The following is a 19,653-nucleotide window of genomic DNA, read 5'->3' on the forward strand; positions in this document are numbered from 1 at the left end:
GATCGGCAATCGAGGGAGAATCCATGGACACCGATGTGCTCGTCGTCGGCGCGGGGCCGACCGGCCTCACGCTGGCCAACGAACTGCGGGTGGCGGGGGTGCCGGCCGTACTGGTCGACAAGCTGGCGCAGCGCAGCGCGTTGTCGAAGGCGGGTGGCGTGCAATCCCGCACCCAGGAGGCCTTCGACCAACGTGGCCTGCTGGAGCCGTTGCTGGCCTACGGAAACCACCCGGCCGGCATCGCCCACTTCGCCGGGATCACGCTCCCGCTCACCCGTGGCAGGCACCGCCATCCGTGGCGGTCCATCCCCCAGGTCGAGATCGAGGGTTTCCTCGAGCAGTACCTTGCCGCACAAGGCATCCCCGTGCGCCGCGGCCACGAGCTGACCGGCATCACCCAGGACGAGGACGGCGTCACCGCGACGTTCGCGGGCGGCGGTGTGCTCCGCTCCCGGTACCTGGTTGCCGGTGACGGCGGCCGCAGCACGGTGCGGTCGCTGCTCGGGGCCGAGTTCCCCGGCAGGCCCGGCACGGTGACCACGGTCGCGGCCGACGTCCGGCTGAGCGGCGACGTCCGGGCGATGACGCACGCCCGGAACGAGGACGGGCACTGGGCGGCCGTGTTCCCGCTCGGCACCGATCCGCACGGCAGTCCGTTGCACCGGCTCTCGCTGGGCGGCCCGGGCCGGTCGCTGCCCCGGGAGGTCCCGGTCACCGAGGACGAGGTCCGCGAGGGGCTGCGTGCGGTGTTCGGCTCCCGGGTGGAACTGCTCGAACTGCGCTACGCCCGCCGCATCACCAACGCGGCCCGGCAGGCCGCGCGCTACCGGCACGGCCGGGTGTTCCTGGCCGGCGACGCCGCCCACGTGCACCTCCCGATCGGCGCGCAGGGCATGAACACCGGGATCCAGGACGCGCTCAACCTCGGGTGGAAGCTCGGTGCCGCGGTGCACGGCTGGGCCCCGGAGCACCTGCTCGACACCTACCACGCCGAACGCCACCCGGTCGCGGCCGCCGTGCTGCGCAACGTCCAGGCGCAGAGCCTGCTGATGGACCAGCAGGGCACCCGCGACCCGGATCTGCTGGCCGTCAAGGACCTGTTCGCGGCCCTGACGCGGCTGCCGCAGGTGCAGTACCACCTCGACGACACGCTGTCCGGGATGGGTATCCGCTACCCGATGCCGGGTGCCGAAGACCACCCGCTCGTCGGCCTGCCCGCGCCGGACCTGGACCTCGGCCCGGTTCGGTCCCACGAACTGCTCCGCTCCGGACGCGGCCTGCTGATCGATCCGGCCGGCCGGTTCGCCAAGATCGCCGCCCTCTGGCCGGATCGGATCGACCGCGCCGGTGAGGGCACCGCCACCGAGCCGATGCTGATCCGCCCGGACGGCTACGTGTGCTGGGCGGGCGACCCCGGCACCCTCGAACCGGCGCTCGCTCACTGGTTCGGCGAGCCGAACTGAGCAACGACGCCCACCGATGTCCGCAGGTGCGGAAGACCGGGCGTGGCTCTCGAGGTCAGCCCGTCTCCGCGTCTTCCAACGTGGGGATCACGGGTGACAAGAGGTGGTCGGCGTGCTCGGTCACCACGCCCCGGACCAGCCGGAAGACGCGGAAGTCCTGCCGGTGCTCGAGGTCTTCGTCGTCGTGGACGTACAACAGCCCGTAGGACCCGGGGGCAAGCCGACCGACCTTTGTGAACAAGTCGATCACCTCTCCTCCGTGCTGCCCGCGGTGATTCGGGCTGCCGCCCAGGTGAATGTAGTCCGTGCCGTTCATCGGCTGCAGATCCATCAACGCATAGCCGGCGAGCTCGTCGACCAGGGTTCGGATTTCGTCGAGGCGAACGGGTGGTTCGTCATCGAGCGCTTCAGCGGTCGAGCGAAGCGTTATCCAGCCGTGGTATTCGAACATGGCGAGAGCCTAGAAGGCCGGACCGACGGGCCGCCGCAGATTTCCGCTCATGCCGCTGATCACCAACCGGCTGGTGATCATGCGGCAGCGGAATCGGACGCGTCCGGGTGAGGTCAGGCCTGTCCGGCCTGCGCCCACGCGATCAGATCACGGACACGCCCCGCCTCCGGCACCGCGACCAGCCCCGTCGCCATCAGGGACCACAGCACAGGAAGGGATGGCAAAGGGGCGCGTGAGAGCCTGCCGAAGACGATGGTTCCGCTGCCGTCCTGCCGGATCCGGGCAACCGGTGGCGGCAGCGTGCCCAGACAAGCCGATGCCCGCGTGCTGCCGGAGAAGCGATCGGCCGGCACGATCCGCCGGTCGGTCACGACGTACTCCACACCGCGCCGCCCTCGCAACCTGGCAACGACCGGCACCCAGACGAACGCGACACCCCCCACCCCGACGGCCCACGCGAAAAACGACAGCGGTTGGTGCCTGGCCACCGGGACCACGATGGTCGCGATCGCCCAGAGCAGACCGAAGCCGGACTGATACCAATCGAACCGAGCAAGGACGAGGCGCTGCGGCCGTCCAGACCACAGCAGCCGCTCACCCGGAAGCAGAACATTCGTCGGCACATCCACAGCGGCCCTCCCGGCGTTCTTTCCCGGACTGACGCCCGGCAGGGTGCTCTGGGTTGCTCCCGGTGTGGGCCGAACTGCCCGGTTCCGACTGAGCCGGCCCCGGGTTTCGGAAGATCATTCCGTTCGTGGCGGGAGGCCGGAGAAGATTGTCAGCCCGCGGTGGCGTTCTCTTCGGTAGGTTTCGGGAATGCCTCAATTCGCTGACCTAGACGGTCTCTCGGGGCTCATACGTGATGCGCTGGGAGCGGGCTGCCGAGTGATCGCGGTCGACCGGTTGCGCGGTGGGAGCAAGAAAGGGGTGTACCGGATCCACCTCGAGGGAACCCGCTTGACCAGCGTGATCGTCTACAACTGGGCCGAAACCGAAAATTTCTGGCCCGGAGAACGAGCGACCGACCCGGCCGACCCGTTCGCGCCTGCCTCGGGCCTGGTCCCGTTCTTGGCCGCGCAGCGCAGCTTGGACGAACTCGGCGTCCGAATTCCACGGATCCACCTGGTGGACGACAGCCGTCGCCGCTGCCCGGCGGACGTCGCGGTGGTCGAGGACGTTCCCGGTGGCACGCTCGAAGCACTCTTCGAAACCGATTACTCGCGTGCCGCGAAAGCCTTGGGCGAACTCGCCGAGACGCTCGAAGTGATGCACCGGCACCGGAGCCGGCACTACGGCAGGATCGACCTGCTGAACCGGAGCGGATCGGTGCCCGAGGTCCCCTGCGAGCGGCGGGTTCTCGACCGCGCGCTGCGGGACCTCGAGGAGGCGGCGGAGCGCCACGGGCGCATCGCGGCGGCCGGCCGCGCGTTGCGCGACCGGCTGCAGGAATTGGCCGGCCTGGTCCGTCCTCGCGCGGAGTACGGGCTGATCCACGGAGAACTCGGACCCGACCACGTCCTGATCGAAGCCGGCGGGCACCCCGTGCTGATCGACATCGAGGGCCTGATGTACTTCGACGTCGAGTGGGAGCACGTCTTCCTGCGGCTCCGCTTCGGCACGCACTACACCACGCTGGTCCGGCCCGGCCTCGATCACCATCGGCTCGACTTCTACCTGCTCGCGATGCGGCTGTCGCTCGTAGCCGGTCCACTGCGTCTCCTCGACGGGGACTTCCCCGATCGTGCTTCCATGCGCGGGATCGCCGAACACAATGCGAAAGCGGCGCTGGCGCTGCTGCCCCCGGGGTAGTGCTCGGGCTGGACCGTTCCGGCAGGTGCACCAGCGTGATGTCGGCCCTAAACATCACTTTCAGGGGAATGTGCGGATGAGCCACCGAAAGGCGTTTTCGGTGCACCTATGGGTGAATTCGGTTTGCCGGTCCGCTCGATCTTGCGGACACTCGGTGCATGGAAAACACGGTTTCTGAACCCGAGACACTGCCGGAGTCCGACGTCCGATTCCCGATCGTCCTGCGGGGGTACGACCGCCGGCAGGTGGACGAGTACGTGCGGGTCGCGGAGAAGCGGGTGGACCGGCACGAGAAAGCGCGGCGGCTCGCGGAGCGCCGGCTGGCCAAGGCCCAGGTGCCCGCGCCGCGTTCCGGGGAACCGGACGGCGCCGCGGGCCTGGGCAAGCGGATCGAGAAGATCCTCCAGGTCGCGAAGTCCGAAGCCGCCGAGATCAAGGAACAGGCCCGCCAGGAGGGCGAGGCCCTGCGGGCGGCCGCCGAAAAGTCGGCCGCCGAGGCGGAGCGCGCGCGTGCGGAAACCGAGCGCGCCGCGCAGCGGGAGGCGGACCTGATCATCTCCCGCGCGGAAGAGGAAGCCGCCGCCATCCGGGCGACCCACCAGGCCGTGCTGGCCCAGCTGAGCCAGATCGCCGACGTGGTCAAGGAGGTGCACGACCGGTTCGGCGGCGAGGCCGAGAGCCCGGTCGAGGCGGCCCCCTCCGGCTCCGAGCCTTCGCTCGCGAGCTGACGGCCGAGGTGCCTGGACCGGCCGCCTGGGGGTTCCTGAGTCAACCCATCCGACCGCGCTTACGTCCTTCCCAGCGCCGATCTCGCATACTCTCTGCCCTGCGGGCAGCAGCGAGACTAATCTCCGGGAAGTAACTGCGACTTCAACCGGTCGAATTCTTCGCGGCTGATCAGTCCACGATCCAGCAACTTCGCGGCGTCGCCAAGTCGCTCGATAATGGAGGCGACATCCGGACTTTCCTCCGAAATATTGTCAACCCTAGCCGAGGAGAGAACTTCCCTGATCCTGCCGAGCACCGGCGACAGGTCTATTCGGAGTTGGCCTGGCTCAGTCACAGTGTACAGGAAGAACAACTCTGAATCCGTGGTGCGTACAGCGAGGATCGTCTTGGTGGTGCTGCGAGTTCCAGCCGCCTTCAAGCCTGCCGAGATCAGACTGTCGGCAACGTTCAGAAAACTGTCACTGATGCCCACTTGGGTGGCCCGAATGGCTGTGCCTATGATTTTTCCGGCGGAGTCAACAAAAGGGTTTATCGACTGAGTTTCACCCGGTCCGCCTATCTGAACATTCGTGAAGTCGCCATAAGGCAACTCGCCGACCAAATGCGGCGTTCCGACATTGAATACCGCAAGTTTGTCATCCATGAATCGCAAGTCATAAGCTGACTTGACCCTCAGGTTTCCGCATTTTCCGTGATCACCGCCCAAGAACACCACCGGAGTCAGCAACATCCGCGTCCCGCGTTCAATTTCTCGACGAAGTTCGTGATCATCAGTTCGGTTGCGGTAGGCAGCTTCATTGCGAGCGACAGCTCTACGGCATCTTTCGAAATCCCGCGGAGCAAGAGCCGCTAGGGTATCCCAGACTTCGTGCCACCCCCGCTCCGTGACCGGGAAGTACTCTGAAACGATCTTCTCGAACCCGCTCACAGAGGTTCGAGCGACAACCAAGCCTGGACCACCCTTCTTGGGCGGCCGATCCCGGAAGAAAACGAAGTACTTGCCTGCCGGATCACTATAACTGAGGAGTCGCTTCAACTCCGGAATGTCTACCGCCGGATATGGCGGCAGACGGGCTTCGGAAGGATCTTGTGTACTGTTTTCACCGCTCGATCCATCGGCTTCTACCGCAATCACCTCCGCGTTACCATACCTTCGCGATTAGCGAACGCGTGGAGTCTACCGTAAGTCTCCGCGGCTACGAACCGCTCCGCCCGTTCGGCGGTGCACGGGGTCAAGACGCTGAACGAAGTTCCGGCCACCGGCGAAGTAAACAAATCTGTTACAAACGCGCTGTAATGCCGCCGGTCCGGTATACGTCCGGCGAATCACCGACCGTGCTACAGCCGCTTGGTGGTGACCAAGGAGGCTCCGTGCAGCGCGAATCGCCTCCTCAAGCTCGGCAACGCTCGGACGCCCACCAGCATCGATCCGCCGATGCCGCGGCACTCGCGGATCACGTTCGACCCACAGCTCGCGCTGCACGACAGCCTCGGCCACCCGCCACGGTCGAAGCAGTAGACGATCGGTCTCGAGCACTACCTCACGTCCTGCGATCCCTCCGGCTGTCATGAAAACAGCCTCCCACGTGCACACGCCCGGTCATGCCGAAGAGCGGATGTTCCGCGGGCGCCCCTGCGGCCCGCCTCGGCAGGAGCGCCCGCGGTGCTCGCGAAGCCATCGGCCCCTCAGCGGAACGCGGCGACGTTGCGCGCGGCCCAGTCGGCGAAGGAGCGTGGGGCGCGGCCGAGGACCCGGTGGACGTCCGGGCTGACGCGCAGTTCGGCCGGGTTCGGGGAGCCGAGGATGTCCAAGGTGTCGTCGGCGAGCTCGGCCGGCATGCTCCGGGTCATCCCGGCCTTGGCCTCCTCGCGGGTGAGCTCATGGAACCGCACCGGTGCGCCGAGCGCGGCGGCGATGGCCTCCGTCTGCTGCCGCGGGGTGATCACCTCCGGGCCGGTCAGCTCGTACACCGCGCCGGTGTGCCGGTCGGCCGGCAGGCAGGCCGCGGCCACTTCGGCGATGTCCGCCGGGTCGATGATCGGCACGCCCGTGTCGCCGAAAGGCGCGGCGACGACCTGCCGCGTGCGGACGGATTCGGCCCACCACAGGGCGTTGGAGGCGAAGCCGCCCGGCCGGAGGATGGCCCAGTCCAGGCCGGACTCCCGCAGCAGATCCTCCAGCGCCCGCATGGCGATCCGCGTGGTGCCGAACGGCCTGGTTGCCACGCCGAGCGTGGACAGCAGGACGACCCGGCGGACCCCGGCGGCCGCGGCTCTGCCGATGAGGTCGGCCGGGTTGGCTCCGGCGGCGTGCAGGTCGCCGGACAGCAACAGGAACAACGCCTTCGCCCCCCTCAACGCGGGCTCGAGGCCGGCGGGCTCGGCCAGGTCGGCCGCCACGTGGCGGACGCCGTCCGGCACCGCCGCGGCGTGCCGCGACACCGCCGTCACCTGCTGCGCGCTCTCGGCCAGCGCCCGCGTCAACGGACGGCCCACGTTTCCGGTGGCCCCGGTCACCACGATCATGAACAGCTCCCTCGCGTTCGACGTCTTCCGTGGTCGTGACGCTAGGAGGCCGCGCTATCTCTTGGTAAGGACGTACCTTCGGGTAAGCTCACAACGTGGCGGGAGGCGCACAGCTCACACAGTCCGGCGGTGGGGCTCGGTATGAGGTGTTTCACACCGACTGCCCCGCGCGCGACGTGGTCGACCACGTGACCAGCCGCTGGGGCATCTGGGTCCTGATCTCCTTGCAGAGCAACGACCTTCGGTTCTACGAGCTGCGCGAGAGCATCCGGGGCATCAGCGAGAAGATGCTCGCCCAGTCCCTGCGCGCCCTGGTCGAGGACGGCCTCGTCTGGCGGCGGGTCGAGCCGACGACACCACCCCGGGTCACCTACGGGCTGACCGAGTTCGGCCGGGAGGTCGGCGAGCCGCTGGCGGATCTGTTCGGCAGGATCACCAGCCGGCTGTCCGACCCGCCCAGCGCGGAATAGCGCGCCACCCGCGGGGCACGAAAGCCCATCGAGCCCTCACCGGACGCGCCCGCGCGGGGCACCCAGCCTGCCGGCCATGGGAACAGGACGACACCCAGCCGTCACACGGCGCACGGCGTGTGACGGCGACCGGCCTCACTTGGGCGCGCGGTACGGGCGTTCGTAGTCGGTCCGGTCGTGGAACTTGGTGATGTCCCCCTTGCCGTCCTGCTTGAGCCGCGGGTACTCGGTCACGTCGAACACGTTGTCCGAACGCCGGTACGGGTAGATGTCGTGGCCCTTGCCAGGGTGGCTGGGGAAGACCACGTGCGTCTTGCCCGCCTCGGCGTTCTTGGCGAAGGTCTCGGAGACGTAGTCCCACTTCTCCTGGACCAGCGGCCGCTTCGGGTCGTTGGGGTCCTTGATCCACCCGGGCATCTGCACCTTGTTGTCCTTGAGGGTGCCTTCCAGGGTGTTGCCGCCGTGCTTCTTCGCGATCTCGGTGGCCTTGTCCTCCATCGACCCGAGGTACTTGTCCGGGTTGTTCTTCCCGGGCACCCGCTCCATGTGCCCGCCGGACCAGAAGAAGTGCTTGTCGGCCTTCAGCATCTTGTCGAGTTCCGGCTTGAACTTCTCGAACTCTTCCTTGGTCATGTTGTCGACGCGGATGGGCTTCTTCCGCGGGCTCTTCCGGATCGCCGGCTGGGCCATCTGCTTCTTCTTGTTCCGGTCGCGCAGCCGCTTCGCGCGGTCCTTCACCTTCCCCTTGAAACACCGCTCCGGAGCGAGGCCCAGCGGGTCGCTTTCGAGCAGCGGCTGGTCGACGTAGCCGACGGGGTTGGGCGCCGCGGCGAGACCCAGCGGGTCCTGGCTGAGGTAGCGCGTGGTCCGGGGGTCGTAGTACCGGAAGACGTTGTAGTGCAGCCCGGTCTCTTCGTCGCGGGTCTGGCCGGGGAACGCCAGCGGCATCGCCGCGATGTCGGCACCGGCCTGCGGCACGCCCCAGAAACTGCTGCGGTCCTGCCAGACCAGCGTCCCGCGCTCGTCGAGCAGTTCGGTCGGCGTCCCGGCCGGCGAGGTGATCACCACCCGGAACCGGGCTTCCTCGACGACGCCGGCGTGCTCGACCTGCACGACGGGCCGGTCGTCGCCGAAGCGCTCCCACGTGAGGAACCGGTAGGACCCGTCACCCGGGCGGTGCTCCACCTGCTCGACGAGGTTCAGCTCGCTCCACAGGTACCGGACGTCCAGGGCGAGCTCGGGCTGCCCGTCCGGGCCGCTCAGCCAGCAGCGCTTGGCGAACCGCCGCCCGATCGGGTCGTAGTGGTAGGTCCAGAGCGCGCCGTCGGGCGTGCGCGCGGACCGCAGCCGGTCGAGGTGGTCCCACGTGTAGCCGCACGACCGGTCGCCGTGGCGCCAGCCGGTGACGCGGCCGTGGGCGTCGCCGTCGAAGTGGATGTCGCCGATGCCGGCGAGCCGGTTGCGCTCGTAGCCGCGCGGGCCCGGCGGCGACGGGGCCGTCGCCGCGGTGATGTTGCCCGCGGCGTCCCGGGTGAACCGCTCCACCACGTCCGGCCCGTGCGCCTCGCTGACCCGGCCGGCCGCGTCGTAGGAGAGCTGCCACGGCCGGATCGCGTCGTCGACGCCGGCGAGCCTGCCGTCCGGGCGGTAGCGGTAGGTGCGCCGCCCGACCCCGGCGACGTCCTCCTCGGCGAGCCGGTCCTCCTCGTCGAACCGCCGCCGGAGCACCACCTCGCCGTCGACGCTGCGGACGACTTCCCGCTCGGCGTCGTCGTAGCCGAATTCGACGTCGTGGCCGGCGATCCGCAGCGACCGGGGCAGGCCGGACTCCGTGAAGCGCCACTCACTGTCCACACCGGACGAAGTCCGCCGGACGACTGCGTCGCCTTCGTCGCGCCAGCACACCCCGAGCCCGTTGATCGTGTCGGCGACGACCCGGTCGCCGCCGTCGCGGCGGATCTCGACCCGCGACTCGGCGTTCTCGGCGGCGACCAGCCTGCCGAGCGCGTCGTAGGAGTAGGTGGTGACGTCGTCGGGGGTCCGCCGCGCCACGACGTTGCCGTCGACGTCGTAGTCGTACTCGACCACCCGGTCCGCGCCGGTGGTCATGCGCCGCAGCTGCCCGGCCGCGTCGTGGGCGTAGGTGGTCCGCCGTCCGTCGAAGTCGGTCTCTTCGACGAGCCGTCCGGCGGCGTCGAAGACGTAGTGCCAGGTCAGGCCGGCCGGGTTGGTCACCGAGGTGAGCCGCAGCTCGCCGTCGTAGGTGAACAGCGTGCGCGCGCCCGCCGCGTCGGTCTCCTCCAGGACCAGGCCGAACGGGCCGTGTTTGCGACGCCGCGGCGCGCCGCCCGCGTCGCGGTATTCGACGACGTTGCCTTCCGCGTCGTGCACCCAGGTCTCGCGGCCGCCCTGCGGGCCGAGCCGCCAGGCGCGGCGGCCGTCGGCGGTCCAGCCGAGCCGCGCGGCGCCACCGGAGGCCGTGTGCGCGAGACGCGGGCGGCCGTAGGAGTCGCGGTCGCCGGGCCGGGCCGCCCGGTCGGTCACGGGAGCGTCCTCGAACGGGTCGGCCGGCTCCAGGACGTCCACCGGCAGCCCGTTGCCGAGCAGCGCGGTGGCCGGGTCGAACCCGAACACCAGCCGCTCGAGCACGTCGTCGCCTTCGCCGGCCAGCAGCCACATCGCGCCGTCCTCGGCCGGGGTCAGCCGCACGGCGGGCGCTCCGGGGCGGTGGATGGCCACCAGCGCGCCGTCGTCGTCGTAGTCGTAACGGGTCTCGCGGCCCAGTTCGTCCACTTGGGACAGCAGTTCGTCCCGCCGGTTCCATTCGTAGCGCCGGGAGTTGCCGAGCGGGTCGATGCGCTCGACCAGCTGGCGGGCCGGGTTCAGGCGGTAGGTCCAGGTGTGGCCGAGGGCGTCGGTGTGCCGGGTCTCGCCGGGTTCGTAGGCGAAGGCCGCGTTGTAGTAGCCGTTCGCGCCCACCGCGCGGACGCAGCGCCCCGCGTTGTCGTAGACGTACCGGTACCAGGTGCCGACCCGGTCCTGCCAGCCGACGAGCCGGTGGTCGAAGTCGTAGTCGAGCGCCATCGAGCGGCCGGCGAAGTCCGTCACCGCGCTCAGCTGGGTGTGCCGGTTGTACGAGAACCGCACCACCGGCGGCTGGTCCGGCGCCCCCAGCGCGACGATCCGTCCCCGCGCGGTGCTGACCAGGATCTCGGCGCCGCCGGGGCGGCGGAGCCTCGTGGGTGAACCGTCGGCGGCGTAGTCGATTTCAGTGCGCTCGCCGCCCTGGACGATGGCCGTGACCGGCAGAACGCCGCCGGTGCCGGAGAAGTGCAGCTCGCGATCGCCGAGCGAGAGCCGGTAACCCTCCGGCGCGCGGCGCAGCCGGTGCCGCGGCCCCTGCGCCGGCAGCACGGGCTCCTCGCCGGGGACGGGGTAGTCCAGCACCATGCCGTCCTCGGCGTAGAACCGGACCCGGTTCGCGTCGAACTCCAGCCGCTGGTCCCAAGTGGACGTCCACGACGGACCGAACCACCGCCCGGCCCGGTAGGACGACAGGTGCGTCCGGGAGATCTCCAGGTCCGCGACCGCACCGGGCAGGGTGAGGTCGACCTGGGTCATCACGACCTCGCCCGTCGCGACGTCGATCGGGTCGCCACAGTAGTTCTTCGACTTGTCGGCCGTCGACCGGTCGGCTTTGTCCTTCTTCGCGGTGTCGTTGCCACCGCCCTTGCCCTTGTCCGGCTTGCCGCCGCTGCTTCCGGCGCCGCTGGTGTTCGTCTGGTCGCCGTCGTTCTTGGGGCCGTTCTTGTCCGGGCCGTTGTCGCCGCTCCGGTGACCGTCGCCGCCGCCCTTGCCGCCGTCGCCGTGGCCCGCGCTCGAGGCCGACGTGCTGTCGTCGTCGCGCGGTTTGTCCTTCTTCGGCTCGGGTCCGCCGTCCCCCTTCTTGGGCTCGGGTCCGCCGTCGCCCTTCTTGGGCTCGGGGCCCTTGTCCTTGATGGGCTTGATGTCCCTGACCGGCTTCGGGGCGTTCGCCTTGCCGGGCTTGATCTTGCGCATCGCCTTGGCGGCGTCGTCGAACAGCGTCCCGGCCTTCTTGAGCAGCGGCACGAGAGCCTTGAGCGCCTTGACGAGCCGCTTGGTGATGTCGGCGATCTTCGACGCGGTCTTGGCGACCGCGGCCACGACCTGCGGCACCACCCAGGTCAGGCCGATGCCGAGGGTGAACACCACCTGCAGCGCCCAGCTGATGAGGTGGCCGACGAGCTCGGCGATGATGTCGCGGACGAGCATCCGGACGGCGGCGACGACCTCACCGGCCGTCTTGACCCCGCTGGAGGCCCCCTCGCAGCCCTTCTGGGCGGCGGCGAGGACGTCGACGGCGTCGGCGGCCCGCTGCCGGTACTGGTCGGCGGCGTTCCCGGTCCACGACTGCAGGTCGGCCTTGACCATCCCGGCCAGGTCCTCGCCGACGGCCCCGAGCTCCGCGGCGACGTTCGCCCACGTCTTGGACTGGGCCTTGATCTCGTCGGCGTCCCCGGTCAGGGCGTCCAGCGCCGCGGACAGCGGGCCGACGTGCTCCAGCAGCCACCCGACGCCCGCGGCGAGGATCGCCCCGAAGGGATCCAGGGCCGCGGACAGCGTGTCGAGCGCGACCCCGACGGCCCCCATCGCGATCGAGGCCCAGTCGCCCTTCTCGATCCCCTCTTTGAGGTCGTTCGCGGACTCCAGCAGCGACACCCCGGAGATGGCGGTGGTGGAATCTTCTCGCTGAGCTACCAGCGGGTTCGCCATGGCATCCGTTCCTTCTCACGGTTCACTCGCACCCGATCACCGCACCGGCTGCCACCGCGAGGACGTCGCACACGGCACCCGCCGCGGGCGACTCTCGTGACCGGGTACCGCCGATCCCCCACCAGGGTGACCTTAGCGAGTCGGCACCACAAACCGGGGGTGAACAACGCCGGAACTGCGCGGAAGTCCCGCCGGAAGAGCCCGTTCGCACCAGCGGGTTCACCTGGCGGCCGCTGCGCCGCCTCGGCCGGCCGATCCTCCATCGCCGCAGTTCAGGAGCGCCCCCGGCTCGGGATAGGCTGGCCGCCATGTGGCCTGGGGTCTCGGTGTCCGGAACCGGCGGCGCTGTCGCGGCGGCCGGCATCGCCGCGTTCGAGCAGAAGCACGGAACGCCGCTGCCGGGCGCGTTGGCTGAGCTCTACCGGCAGGTGGGGGTCGGCACGTTCGGTGGTTTCCTGCACTTCGAACCGCCGGACGGCATGTGCACGCACCGGGAGCTCATCGAGGACCTGCTCGACGAGGACGATCTGGCACCGACCGCCGACGTGATCGTGTTCGCCCGCAGCGACAACCGGGCCATGTGCGGCTGGCACACCGCCGATCTCGCAGCCGGCAAGGACCGCGTCGTCCTGCTCGACGGCTTCGACGAGGAACCGCTCGCCGGCTCGACCCGTGAATTCCTCGAAAGCCTGCCCGGCACCGACTACTTCGGCTTCGGCGTCCTCGCCCCGACCTACCGGCGCCATGACTGGCTGTAGCTGGGCGGGCGTTCCGCCGACCCAGTGCGCAAGCCGTCGCTCTTCCTGCTCGCGGTGCTCCCGATCGTCCTGCCGGGTCGAGGCCGCCTGTGGCGCCGTGTCCCTTTACAGTGGGGTTCCAGTGTGATCGATCTGGCCAGGTGGGGGATGCCGCGCAACCGACGCCCGCAGGACCGGGAAGAGAAGCGCGGCGAGATCGTCGCCGCGGCCACACGGTTGTTCGTGGACGAAGGCTACGACCCCACGACCGTGACGCGGATCGGGCGCGAGGCAGGGGTCACCTCCAACACCGTCTACTGGTACTTCAAGGACAAGGACGAGGTACTGGTCGCTGTCCTGGACGCGCTGTTCGCGCAGTTCCTGGCCGGCGTGGCGGAACGCTCGGCCGAACCGCCGGTCGAGCAGTTGCTGTGGGCGGTCGCCGAGCTGCGGCGGGTCGACCGGCTGATCACGACGGTGCACGCCAGGGTCGCGGCTTCGGAGTCACTGCGGGTGTGGCACGACGGCTTCCACGCGCAGGTGGAGGCGATCCTGCGATGGCACCTGGCCGCGTTGGGCGTGCCGGAGACCGAGCAGGACGCGATGACCCGGATCGGGGTGTTCGTCGTCGAAGGGATGCTGACCCACGCGGGCGACGCCGCGGGTGATCGCGCCGTCGTCGAGACGTTGGTGCGCAGCGCCCGCGGCATCGCCGCCGTGGCGGGCTCCCCCGACGCCGGGTGATGCGGCGGGCCGGCTACCGGCTGAACCGGGCCGCGAGGAACCGGATCTGGTCGGCGACGGCGCGCTCGAACAGGTCACCGACGTAGATGTCGAAGTGGTCACCGTCGTAGTGGTTGACCTGGACGTGGTCCTGCCCGGCCGCGAGGCGGGCCGTGGTGCGCGCGGGGGCGGCGCGGTCGTCGTCGCACACGCACAACAGGGTCGCCGCGGCGATCTTGCGCAGGTCCTTGCCCGGCCGGTACAGCGGCAACCGCAACGCCAGCCGGGCCGCGACCGCGTTGGCGCTATCGCCGCCACCGTCGGAACCGGTCATGACACCCCAGATCGTGTCACGGCCGACGGCGGTGTCACCGGGGTGGAACGGCTGCCCGCCCGTCTCGACGGTCGAAGACAACCCCGTGCCCACCGCCGGGACCCGGGCGAGGACGCCGGCGGTGCGCGGCGAGAGCCGGGACCCCGCCGGGATCAGCTTGGACGCCGCGGCGATCGCGGTCGGCGACACCAGGAAGGCGGGCATCCACCACACGCCGACCACCGGAGCCAGCACCGGCTTCGCCCCGAACACCGACCCGACGACGTCGAGCACGGCGGCGATGACGAGCCCGGCCATGCTCACCGGGCCGGACCGGAGCCGGGAGAGCAACGACGCCGGGCCGTCGGTGAACGGGCACTGCGCCACCACCGCGGCCACGCCGTGGTCCTCGCTCGCGATGCGCAGCACGTGCCCGCCGCCGAACGAGGTCCCCCACACCGCGATCCGGTCCGGGTCGACCTCCGGCAGGGACCGGCCGTAGGCCAGTGCCGCCCGCCAGTCGTCGAGCTGGTCAGCGATGTCGAGCAGCTGCCGGGGAGATCCTTCGCTGGTCCCCAGGTACCGGTAGTCGAACACCAGCACCACCCAGCCCTGCGCGGCGAACCGTTCGGCGAACGCGTCCAACCGCCACTCCCGCACCGCACCCAACCCGTGCGCCATGACCACCAACGGCCGAGGTCCGCCCTCCGCCGGCGGCACGTACAGCCACGCCGCGCACCGCACGCCCCCGGACTCGAACCACACGTCCCGCCGCACCGACGCAGCGTGGCTGTCCTTCTCCGTCGAAGCGTCCATCGCCTACCTCGTTCGGCTCGCCGGTCGCTCTTGACTTGCGATCAAGAGCCGGTCGACACGGAGGCTAGGATTCTCTTGATTGGAAGTCAAGAAACGAGGTCGATGCTGCGACGCGGTTGCTCATCGGCATCCCAGCGCGGCGGTCACACCACCAGCCGCCGGCGCGACCGGTCCTCCGGATTGACCTTGAGCGCGCTCCAGGTCCTAGCGTCGGCGGCGTTCGTCAGCCCTCGGGGTACGGCCCGGTCCGCCGGGCAGGAGGAGTGTCCGCACATGATCACCCGAACCACGCTCGGCTCGCCCGGTCTCACCGTCAGCGCCATGGGCCTGGGGTGCATGGGGATGAGCGAAAGCTACGGCGCCGCCGACTGGGACGGCGGGATGGCCACCATCGACCGGGCCCTGGAGCTGGGCGTCACGTTCCTGGACACCGCCGACGCCTACGGCAGCGGGCACAACGAGGTGCTGGTGGGCCGGGCCGTTCACGGCCGCCGGGAGGAGGTGCAGCTGGCCACCAAGTTCGGCATCGACCGCAGCGCCGGCGACCGGGCCCGCCGCATCCGCGGAGCCCGGGACTACGTGCTGCGCTCTTGCGACGCCTCACTGCTGCGGCTGGGTGTCGAGGTGATCGACCTGTACTACGCCCACCGCCCGCCCCAGGACGTGGAGATCGAGGAGACCGTCGGGGCGATGGCGGAGCTGGTCGAGGCGGGCAAGGTCCGCCACCTGGGCCTGTCCGAGGTCGACGGCGAGCTGCTGCGCCGGGCGCACGCGGTGCACCCGATCACCGCGGTGCAGAGCGAGTACTCGCTGTGGACCCGCGACGTCGAGGCGGTCACCCCGGTGATGGCCGAGCTGGGGGTCGGGCTGGTGCCGTACTCGCCGCTGGGGCGGGGGTTCCTGACCGGCACCCTGGACCGCTCCACCCTGGGCGAAAAGGACTTCCGGCGCACCAACCCCCGCTTCGCCGGCGAGGCGGGCGAAGCCAACGAGAAGATCGCGCAGACCGTGCGCGAGGTGGCCGGCCGGCTGGGTGCCACCCCGGCCCAGGTCGCGCTGGCCTGGGTGTACGCCCAGGCCGAGCGGCTCGGGGTGGCGGTGGCGGCCATCCCGGGGACCCGCAGCCCGGCCCGGCTGGAGCAGAACGCGGCCGCGCTGGAGCTCACCCTGGACGCCGAAGCGCTGGCCGCGCTGGACCCGCTGAGCGACCAGGTGACGGGCGAGCGCTACACCCCCGCGCACACCGCCGAGGTCGCTCGGGGCTAGCCGGCGGGCGCCGCGCAGGACGTCCGGTATCGCACCCCGGTTGCCGGTCATGATCGAAACCGACTCCTCTTAGGTGATTCCAAAGTCGGGTGAAAGTCCCGCTGAAGTGCAGTTGGTGTGGTGGGGGGCGGCACCGGACGGGCCGGTGCCCCGCATCGAGCGAGGACACACATGGGGATTCGAACCAGATTTGTCGCCGCTGTCATGGTGGCCGGCCTGACGGCCGTGACCGGCGCGGCCGCCGCGTCGGCAGCGGCTCCGGCGGCTCCGTCTTCGGCACACACCGACGGCAAGAAGGACGGCGGAAAGAAAGACGAAGGCAGGACGAACGACGAGCAGCTCGCCAAGGTCGCCGCGAGCCTGCACGTGACGGTCAAGCAGCTGACCACCGCCTTGGGCAACCTGAAACGCGCTCTGGGCAACGGAACCGGCAAGGCCACGGCCATCGCCGCGTTCGCCAAGGAGCTGGGGATCACGGTTGCCCGTGCGGAGAAGGCGCTGCAGGCACTGTCCGGTAAACCCGGACCCGGCAAACCCGGTCCCGGCAAGGACGCGGGCGTTCCGGCCGAGGTGGTCAAGCTGCTGGCCGCCGAGCTGAAGATCGGCGAGGACCGGGCCCGGCAGGTGTTCAAGGACCTCGAAAAGGTCGGCGGCAAGGGCGACGACGTCACGAAGGATCCGGCGTTCATCGCCATCGCCAAGGGTCTGGGGACCACCCCGCAGCGGCTGCTGGACGCGCTGCGCAAGGTGAAGGAGGAGTTCGCCAAGAAGGAGGGCGACAAGCCCAAGGACGGGGCGTCGAGCGGGAAGTGATCCTCTCCGCCGGGGTGTCCGGGCCGGCCAACGGCCGGTCCGGACTCCGTGGTGTGCTCCATACTGGGCGCGTGCGGGTACTGGTGGTCGATGACGACGAGGCCGTCCGCCGCTCGCTGGAGCATGCGCTGCGCCGGGACGGCTATCAGGTGTCCCTCGCGGCCGACGGCGAGCAGGCGCTGGACGAGCTCGGCCGGTCGCGGCCCGAGGTGATCGTGCTGGACGTGCTGGTTCCCGAACCGAACGGCCTGGAGATCTGCCGGCGGCTGCGCCGCCGTGGCGACCAGACGCCGATTCTCATGCTCACCGCGCGCGACCTGGTCGAGGACCGCGTCGCCGGGCTGGACGCGGGCGCCGACGACTACCTGGTCAAGCCGTTCGCCCTGGACGAGCTGCGGGCACGGCTGCGAGCCCTGCTGCGGCGCAGCGGCGCGGTCCAGGAGGTGCTGCGGTTCGCCGGCGTCGAGATGGACACCACCACCTGCCGGGTGCAGCGCAACGGCCGGGCGATCGAGCTGACTCGCACCGAGTACTCGCTGCTGGAGTTGTTCCTGCGCAACCCACAGCGCGTGCTGGGCCGCGAGCTGATCTTCGAATCGGTGTGGGGCTACGACTTCGGGCCCGCATCCAACCAGTTGTGGGTCTACATCTCCTACCTGCGCGGGAAACTGGAAGCCGCCGGTGAGCCCCGGCTGATCCAGACCGTGCGCGGCCTGGGATACGTGTTGCGGGAAGAACCATGACCTTGCGCACCAGGGTTGGCCTCGCGGGTGGAGTCGTCGTGCTGCTGGCGCTCGCCGTGGCGTCGTTGGTGGTCTACCCGGCCGTGCGGTCGATCATGCGGCAACAGGTCGACGCGTCGCTGAAGCAGAGCATCAGCGAGGGTGATTCCCTCGCCCGCCAGCTCAAGCAGAAGGTCGCCGAGTCCGGCGACAAGATCCCCATCGACGAGCCGGTCGAACTGGGCAGCATGCTGGTCCAGTTCGTCGGCGGCCCGGTGTACCCCGGCTCGAACCGGGCCTTCGTCGAGATCACCCAGCGGGACGCGGACGTCGCCAACGGCACGCAGCCCACGTACTTCCAGGACACGACCTACCACGGCGTCGAGTACCGCCTCCTCACCTCCGGGATGGGCAAGCCGCCGGGTGGCCTGATGCGGGTCGCCCACCGGCAGGACGACCAGACTGCGATCCTGGCCTCGCTGGCGGCGTTGCTGGTCGCGCTGACCCTCGGCGGCGGCTTGGTGGCCGCGGTGACCGCGCGGCTGGCGGCCCGCCGCGTGCTGCGGCCGGTCCGGCAGCTCACCCGGACCGTCGAGCACATCACCGCGACCCACGACCTGACCGCGCCCGTCGACCACCTGACCGGACGTGACGAGATCGGCCACCTCGGTCAGGCTTTCGCCGCCATGACAACCGCTTTGGACGCGTCCATGCGGGCGCAGCGGCAACTGGTCGCCGACGCCTCACACGAGCTGCGCACCCCGCTGACCAGCCTCACCACCAACCTCGAACTGCTCGCCGACGGCGACGGCCTGCGCGCGCCCGAGGCCCCGGCGCTCGTGCAGGACGCGATCGGCCAGGCACGGGAACTGCGGTCGCTGATCAACAACCTGGTCGACCTCGCCCGGTACGGCAAGAACACCGCCCGCACCGAGGACACGCGGCTCGACCTGGTGGCGAAGACCGTGATCGCCAAGGCCGCCACGCGAACCTCGGCCCCCCGGTTCACCTCCACCCTGACCCCGTGCCTCGTGCACGTCGACCCGGACGCGATCGAACGAGCCATTGGCAACCTCGTGGACAACGCGGTGAAGTGGAGCCCACCCGACGGCGAGATCACGATCACCGTGGCCGACGGCGAGTTCGCGGTCACCGATGAAGGCCCCGGTATCCCCGCGGCCGACCTGCCGTTCGTCTTCGACCGGTTCTACCGCTCCACCCAGGCCCGGTCGATGCCCGGTTCCGGGCTGGGTCTGGCGATCGTGCGCCAGGTGGTGGAGACCCACGGCGGGCAGGTCGCCGCCGAACCGCTGGACCACGGGCTGCGCATGCGGTTCCACCTGCCGGTTGTGCCGGACTGAGCGGGATCAGGTCTGGGACGCTCTGCTGTCCACCGGAAACTCGGCGCCGGTGATGCAGGTGGCATCGAAAGCCGGAAGACCACCGCCTTCGCAACCTCATGGGACCCCTGAACCCCAGCAAGGGGTTGTTCGCGGTATGCGCGGCGGCGTCGGTCGACATCGGCGCCGGTGCGGGCTGACGTCCGCGACCACCATCGCCACCCCTTCCAGTGCCGGCCACCCCCGCCAGGTGCCGGCTCCATGACCGCGACTGCCCGCTTCCCGCGCTCGCTCATGCCGAAGAGCGGGCGTGCGGCGCCACCGTCGGCCCGTTCTGTAAAGACCGCACGACGGCGGCCTCAGATCGATCGCGCCCCATCGAGGTTCGAGCGGATGGTCCTGGTTGTGGGGTGGTCGAGGCCTAGCACCCGCTCGCTGTCGGCGACGCTGGCCTCGAGCAGAGGGATCGCCCGCCCGAGATCACCCACCGACTGGTACGCGGCCGCCAGATTGCTCCGCGAGAGCAGCGTGTCAGGGTGGTCGGGTCCCAGCACCCGCTCCCGATCGACGACGCTGGCCTCTAACAGAGGGATCGCCCGCCCGAGATCACCCACCGACTGGTACGCGGCCGCCAGATTGCTCCGCGAGAGCAGCGTGTCAGGGTGGTCGGGTCCCAGCACC

General features: G+C 70.1%; 17 protein-coding genes. 10 read left to right on the forward strand and 7 right to left on the reverse strand.

Annotated elements, in window-relative coordinates:
• The first annotated feature begins 23 nt into the window (after positions 1 to 23).
• Complete coding sequence (locus ACWEGE_RS31295; RefSeq protein WP_449664040.1) at positions 24 to 1,463, forward strand: FAD-dependent monooxygenase; 1,440 nt, start codon at positions 24 to 26, stop codon at positions 1,461 to 1,463.
• A 55-nt stretch (positions 1,464 to 1,518) separates the two neighbouring features.
• On the opposite strand, the gene ACWEGE_RS31300 is transcribed toward ACWEGE_RS31295, so the two are convergent.
• The gene (locus ACWEGE_RS31300; RefSeq protein ID WP_449664041.1) at positions 1,519 to 1,914 is read right to left on the reverse strand and encodes an Imm7 family immunity protein; all 396 of its coding nucleotides are present in this window, start codon (positions 1,912 to 1,914) and stop codon (positions 1,519 to 1,521) included.
• A 113-nt stretch (positions 1,915 to 2,027) separates the two neighbouring features.
• Entirely contained in the window at positions 2,028 to 2,543 is a 516-nt protein-coding gene (locus ACWEGE_RS31305; protein ID WP_449664042.1) for a hypothetical protein, read from the reverse strand.
• Between the two features lie 337 nt (positions 2,544 to 2,880).
• Between ACWEGE_RS31305 and ACWEGE_RS31310 the strand changes: the two genes are divergently transcribed.
• Positions 2,881 to 3,723 (forward strand): phosphotransferase family protein, encoded by an 843-nt coding sequence (locus ACWEGE_RS31310; RefSeq protein ID WP_449664098.1) that lies wholly within the window; start codon positions 2,881 to 2,883, stop codon positions 3,721 to 3,723.
• A gap of 158 nt (positions 3,724 to 3,881) precedes the next feature.
• The gene (locus ACWEGE_RS31315; RefSeq protein ID WP_449664043.1) at positions 3,882 to 4,451 is read left to right on the forward strand and encodes a hypothetical protein; all 570 of its coding nucleotides are present in this window, start codon (positions 3,882 to 3,884) and stop codon (positions 4,449 to 4,451) included.
• 116 nt (positions 4,452 to 4,567) lie between these two features.
• Here ACWEGE_RS31315 and ACWEGE_RS31320 read toward each other — a convergent pair whose 3' ends face one another.
• Both ACWEGE_RS31320 and ACWEGE_RS31325 read right to left on the reverse strand, forming a co-directional pair.
• On the reverse strand, positions 4,568 to 5,587 hold the full coding sequence (locus ACWEGE_RS31320; protein ID WP_449664044.1) for an SHOCT domain-containing protein: 1,020 nt from the start codon (positions 5,585 to 5,587) through the stop codon (positions 4,568 to 4,570).
• A gap of 551 nt (positions 5,588 to 6,138) precedes the next feature.
• The gene (locus ACWEGE_RS31325) at positions 6,139 to 6,978 is read right to left on the reverse strand and encodes an SDR family oxidoreductase (protein WP_449664045.1); all 840 of its coding nucleotides are present in this window, start codon (positions 6,976 to 6,978) and stop codon (positions 6,139 to 6,141) included.
• A 188-nt stretch (positions 6,979 to 7,166) separates the two neighbouring features.
• Here ACWEGE_RS31325 and ACWEGE_RS31330 point away from each other — a divergent pair, with 188 nt between their 5' ends.
• On the forward strand, positions 7,167 to 7,448 hold the full coding sequence (locus ACWEGE_RS31330) for a winged helix-turn-helix transcriptional regulator (protein WP_449664046.1): 282 nt from the start codon (positions 7,167 to 7,169) through the stop codon (positions 7,446 to 7,448).
• Between the two features lie 135 nt (positions 7,449 to 7,583).
• Here ACWEGE_RS31330 and ACWEGE_RS31335 read toward each other — a convergent pair whose 3' ends face one another.
• Entirely contained in the window at positions 7,584 to 12,242 is a 4,659-nt protein-coding gene (locus ACWEGE_RS31335) for a DUF6531 domain-containing protein (protein WP_449664047.1), read from the reverse strand.
• Between the two features lie 308 nt (positions 12,243 to 12,550).
• On the opposite strand from ACWEGE_RS31335, the gene ACWEGE_RS31340 reads away from it, so the two are divergent.
• Positions 12,551 to 13,000 carry an SMI1/KNR4 family protein gene (locus ACWEGE_RS31340; protein ID WP_449664048.1) on the forward strand — a complete coding sequence of 150 codons (450 nt, stop codon included), beginning with the start codon at positions 12,551 to 12,553 and terminating at the stop codon, positions 12,998 to 13,000.
• A 147-nt stretch (positions 13,001 to 13,147) separates the two neighbouring features.
• Complete coding sequence (locus tag ACWEGE_RS31345) at positions 13,148 to 13,723, forward strand: TetR/AcrR family transcriptional regulator (protein WP_449664049.1); 576 nt, start codon at positions 13,148 to 13,150, stop codon at positions 13,721 to 13,723.
• 13 nt (positions 13,724 to 13,736) lie between these two features.
• Here ACWEGE_RS31345 and ACWEGE_RS31350 read toward each other — a convergent pair whose 3' ends face one another.
• On the reverse strand, positions 13,737 to 14,831 hold the full coding sequence (locus ACWEGE_RS31350; protein WP_449664050.1) for an alpha/beta hydrolase: 1,095 nt from the start codon (positions 14,829 to 14,831) through the stop codon (positions 13,737 to 13,739).
• A 273-nt stretch (positions 14,832 to 15,104) separates the two neighbouring features.
• Here ACWEGE_RS31350 and ACWEGE_RS31355 point away from each other — a divergent pair, with 273 nt between their 5' ends.
• The 4 genes from ACWEGE_RS31355 to ACWEGE_RS31370 all read left to right on the forward strand — a co-directional run bounded on the left by ACWEGE_RS31355 (position 15,105) and on the right by ACWEGE_RS31370 (position 18,993).
• Positions 15,105 to 16,097: an aldo/keto reductase gene (locus ACWEGE_RS31355; protein WP_449664051.1), complete on the forward strand. Its 993-nt coding sequence runs from the start codon at positions 15,105 to 15,107 to the stop codon at positions 16,095 to 16,097.
• Between the two features lie 171 nt (positions 16,098 to 16,268).
• A complete protein-coding gene (locus tag ACWEGE_RS31360; RefSeq protein WP_449664052.1) occupies positions 16,269 to 16,910 on the forward strand; it encodes a hypothetical protein in 642 nt (213 codons plus the stop codon).
• Between the two features lie 71 nt (positions 16,911 to 16,981).
• Entirely contained in the window at positions 16,982 to 17,653 is a 672-nt protein-coding gene (locus ACWEGE_RS31365) for a response regulator transcription factor (protein WP_449664053.1), read from the forward strand.
• Positions 17,650 to 18,993, forward strand: coding sequence for a sensor histidine kinase (locus tag ACWEGE_RS31370; RefSeq protein WP_449664054.1), 1,344 nt, complete (start codon positions 17,650 to 17,652; stop codon positions 18,991 to 18,993). The genes ACWEGE_RS31365 and ACWEGE_RS31370 overlap by 4 nt, the downstream gene beginning before the upstream one ends.
• 338 nt (positions 18,994 to 19,331) lie before the next feature.
• Here the strand turns inward: ACWEGE_RS31370 and ACWEGE_RS31375 are convergent.
• A partial coding sequence (locus ACWEGE_RS31375) for a tetratricopeptide repeat protein (RefSeq protein ID WP_449664055.1) occupies positions 19,332 to 19,653 on the reverse strand: 322 nt, incomplete at its 5' end.

The organism is Amycolatopsis sp. NPDC004747 (assembly GCF_053601335.1).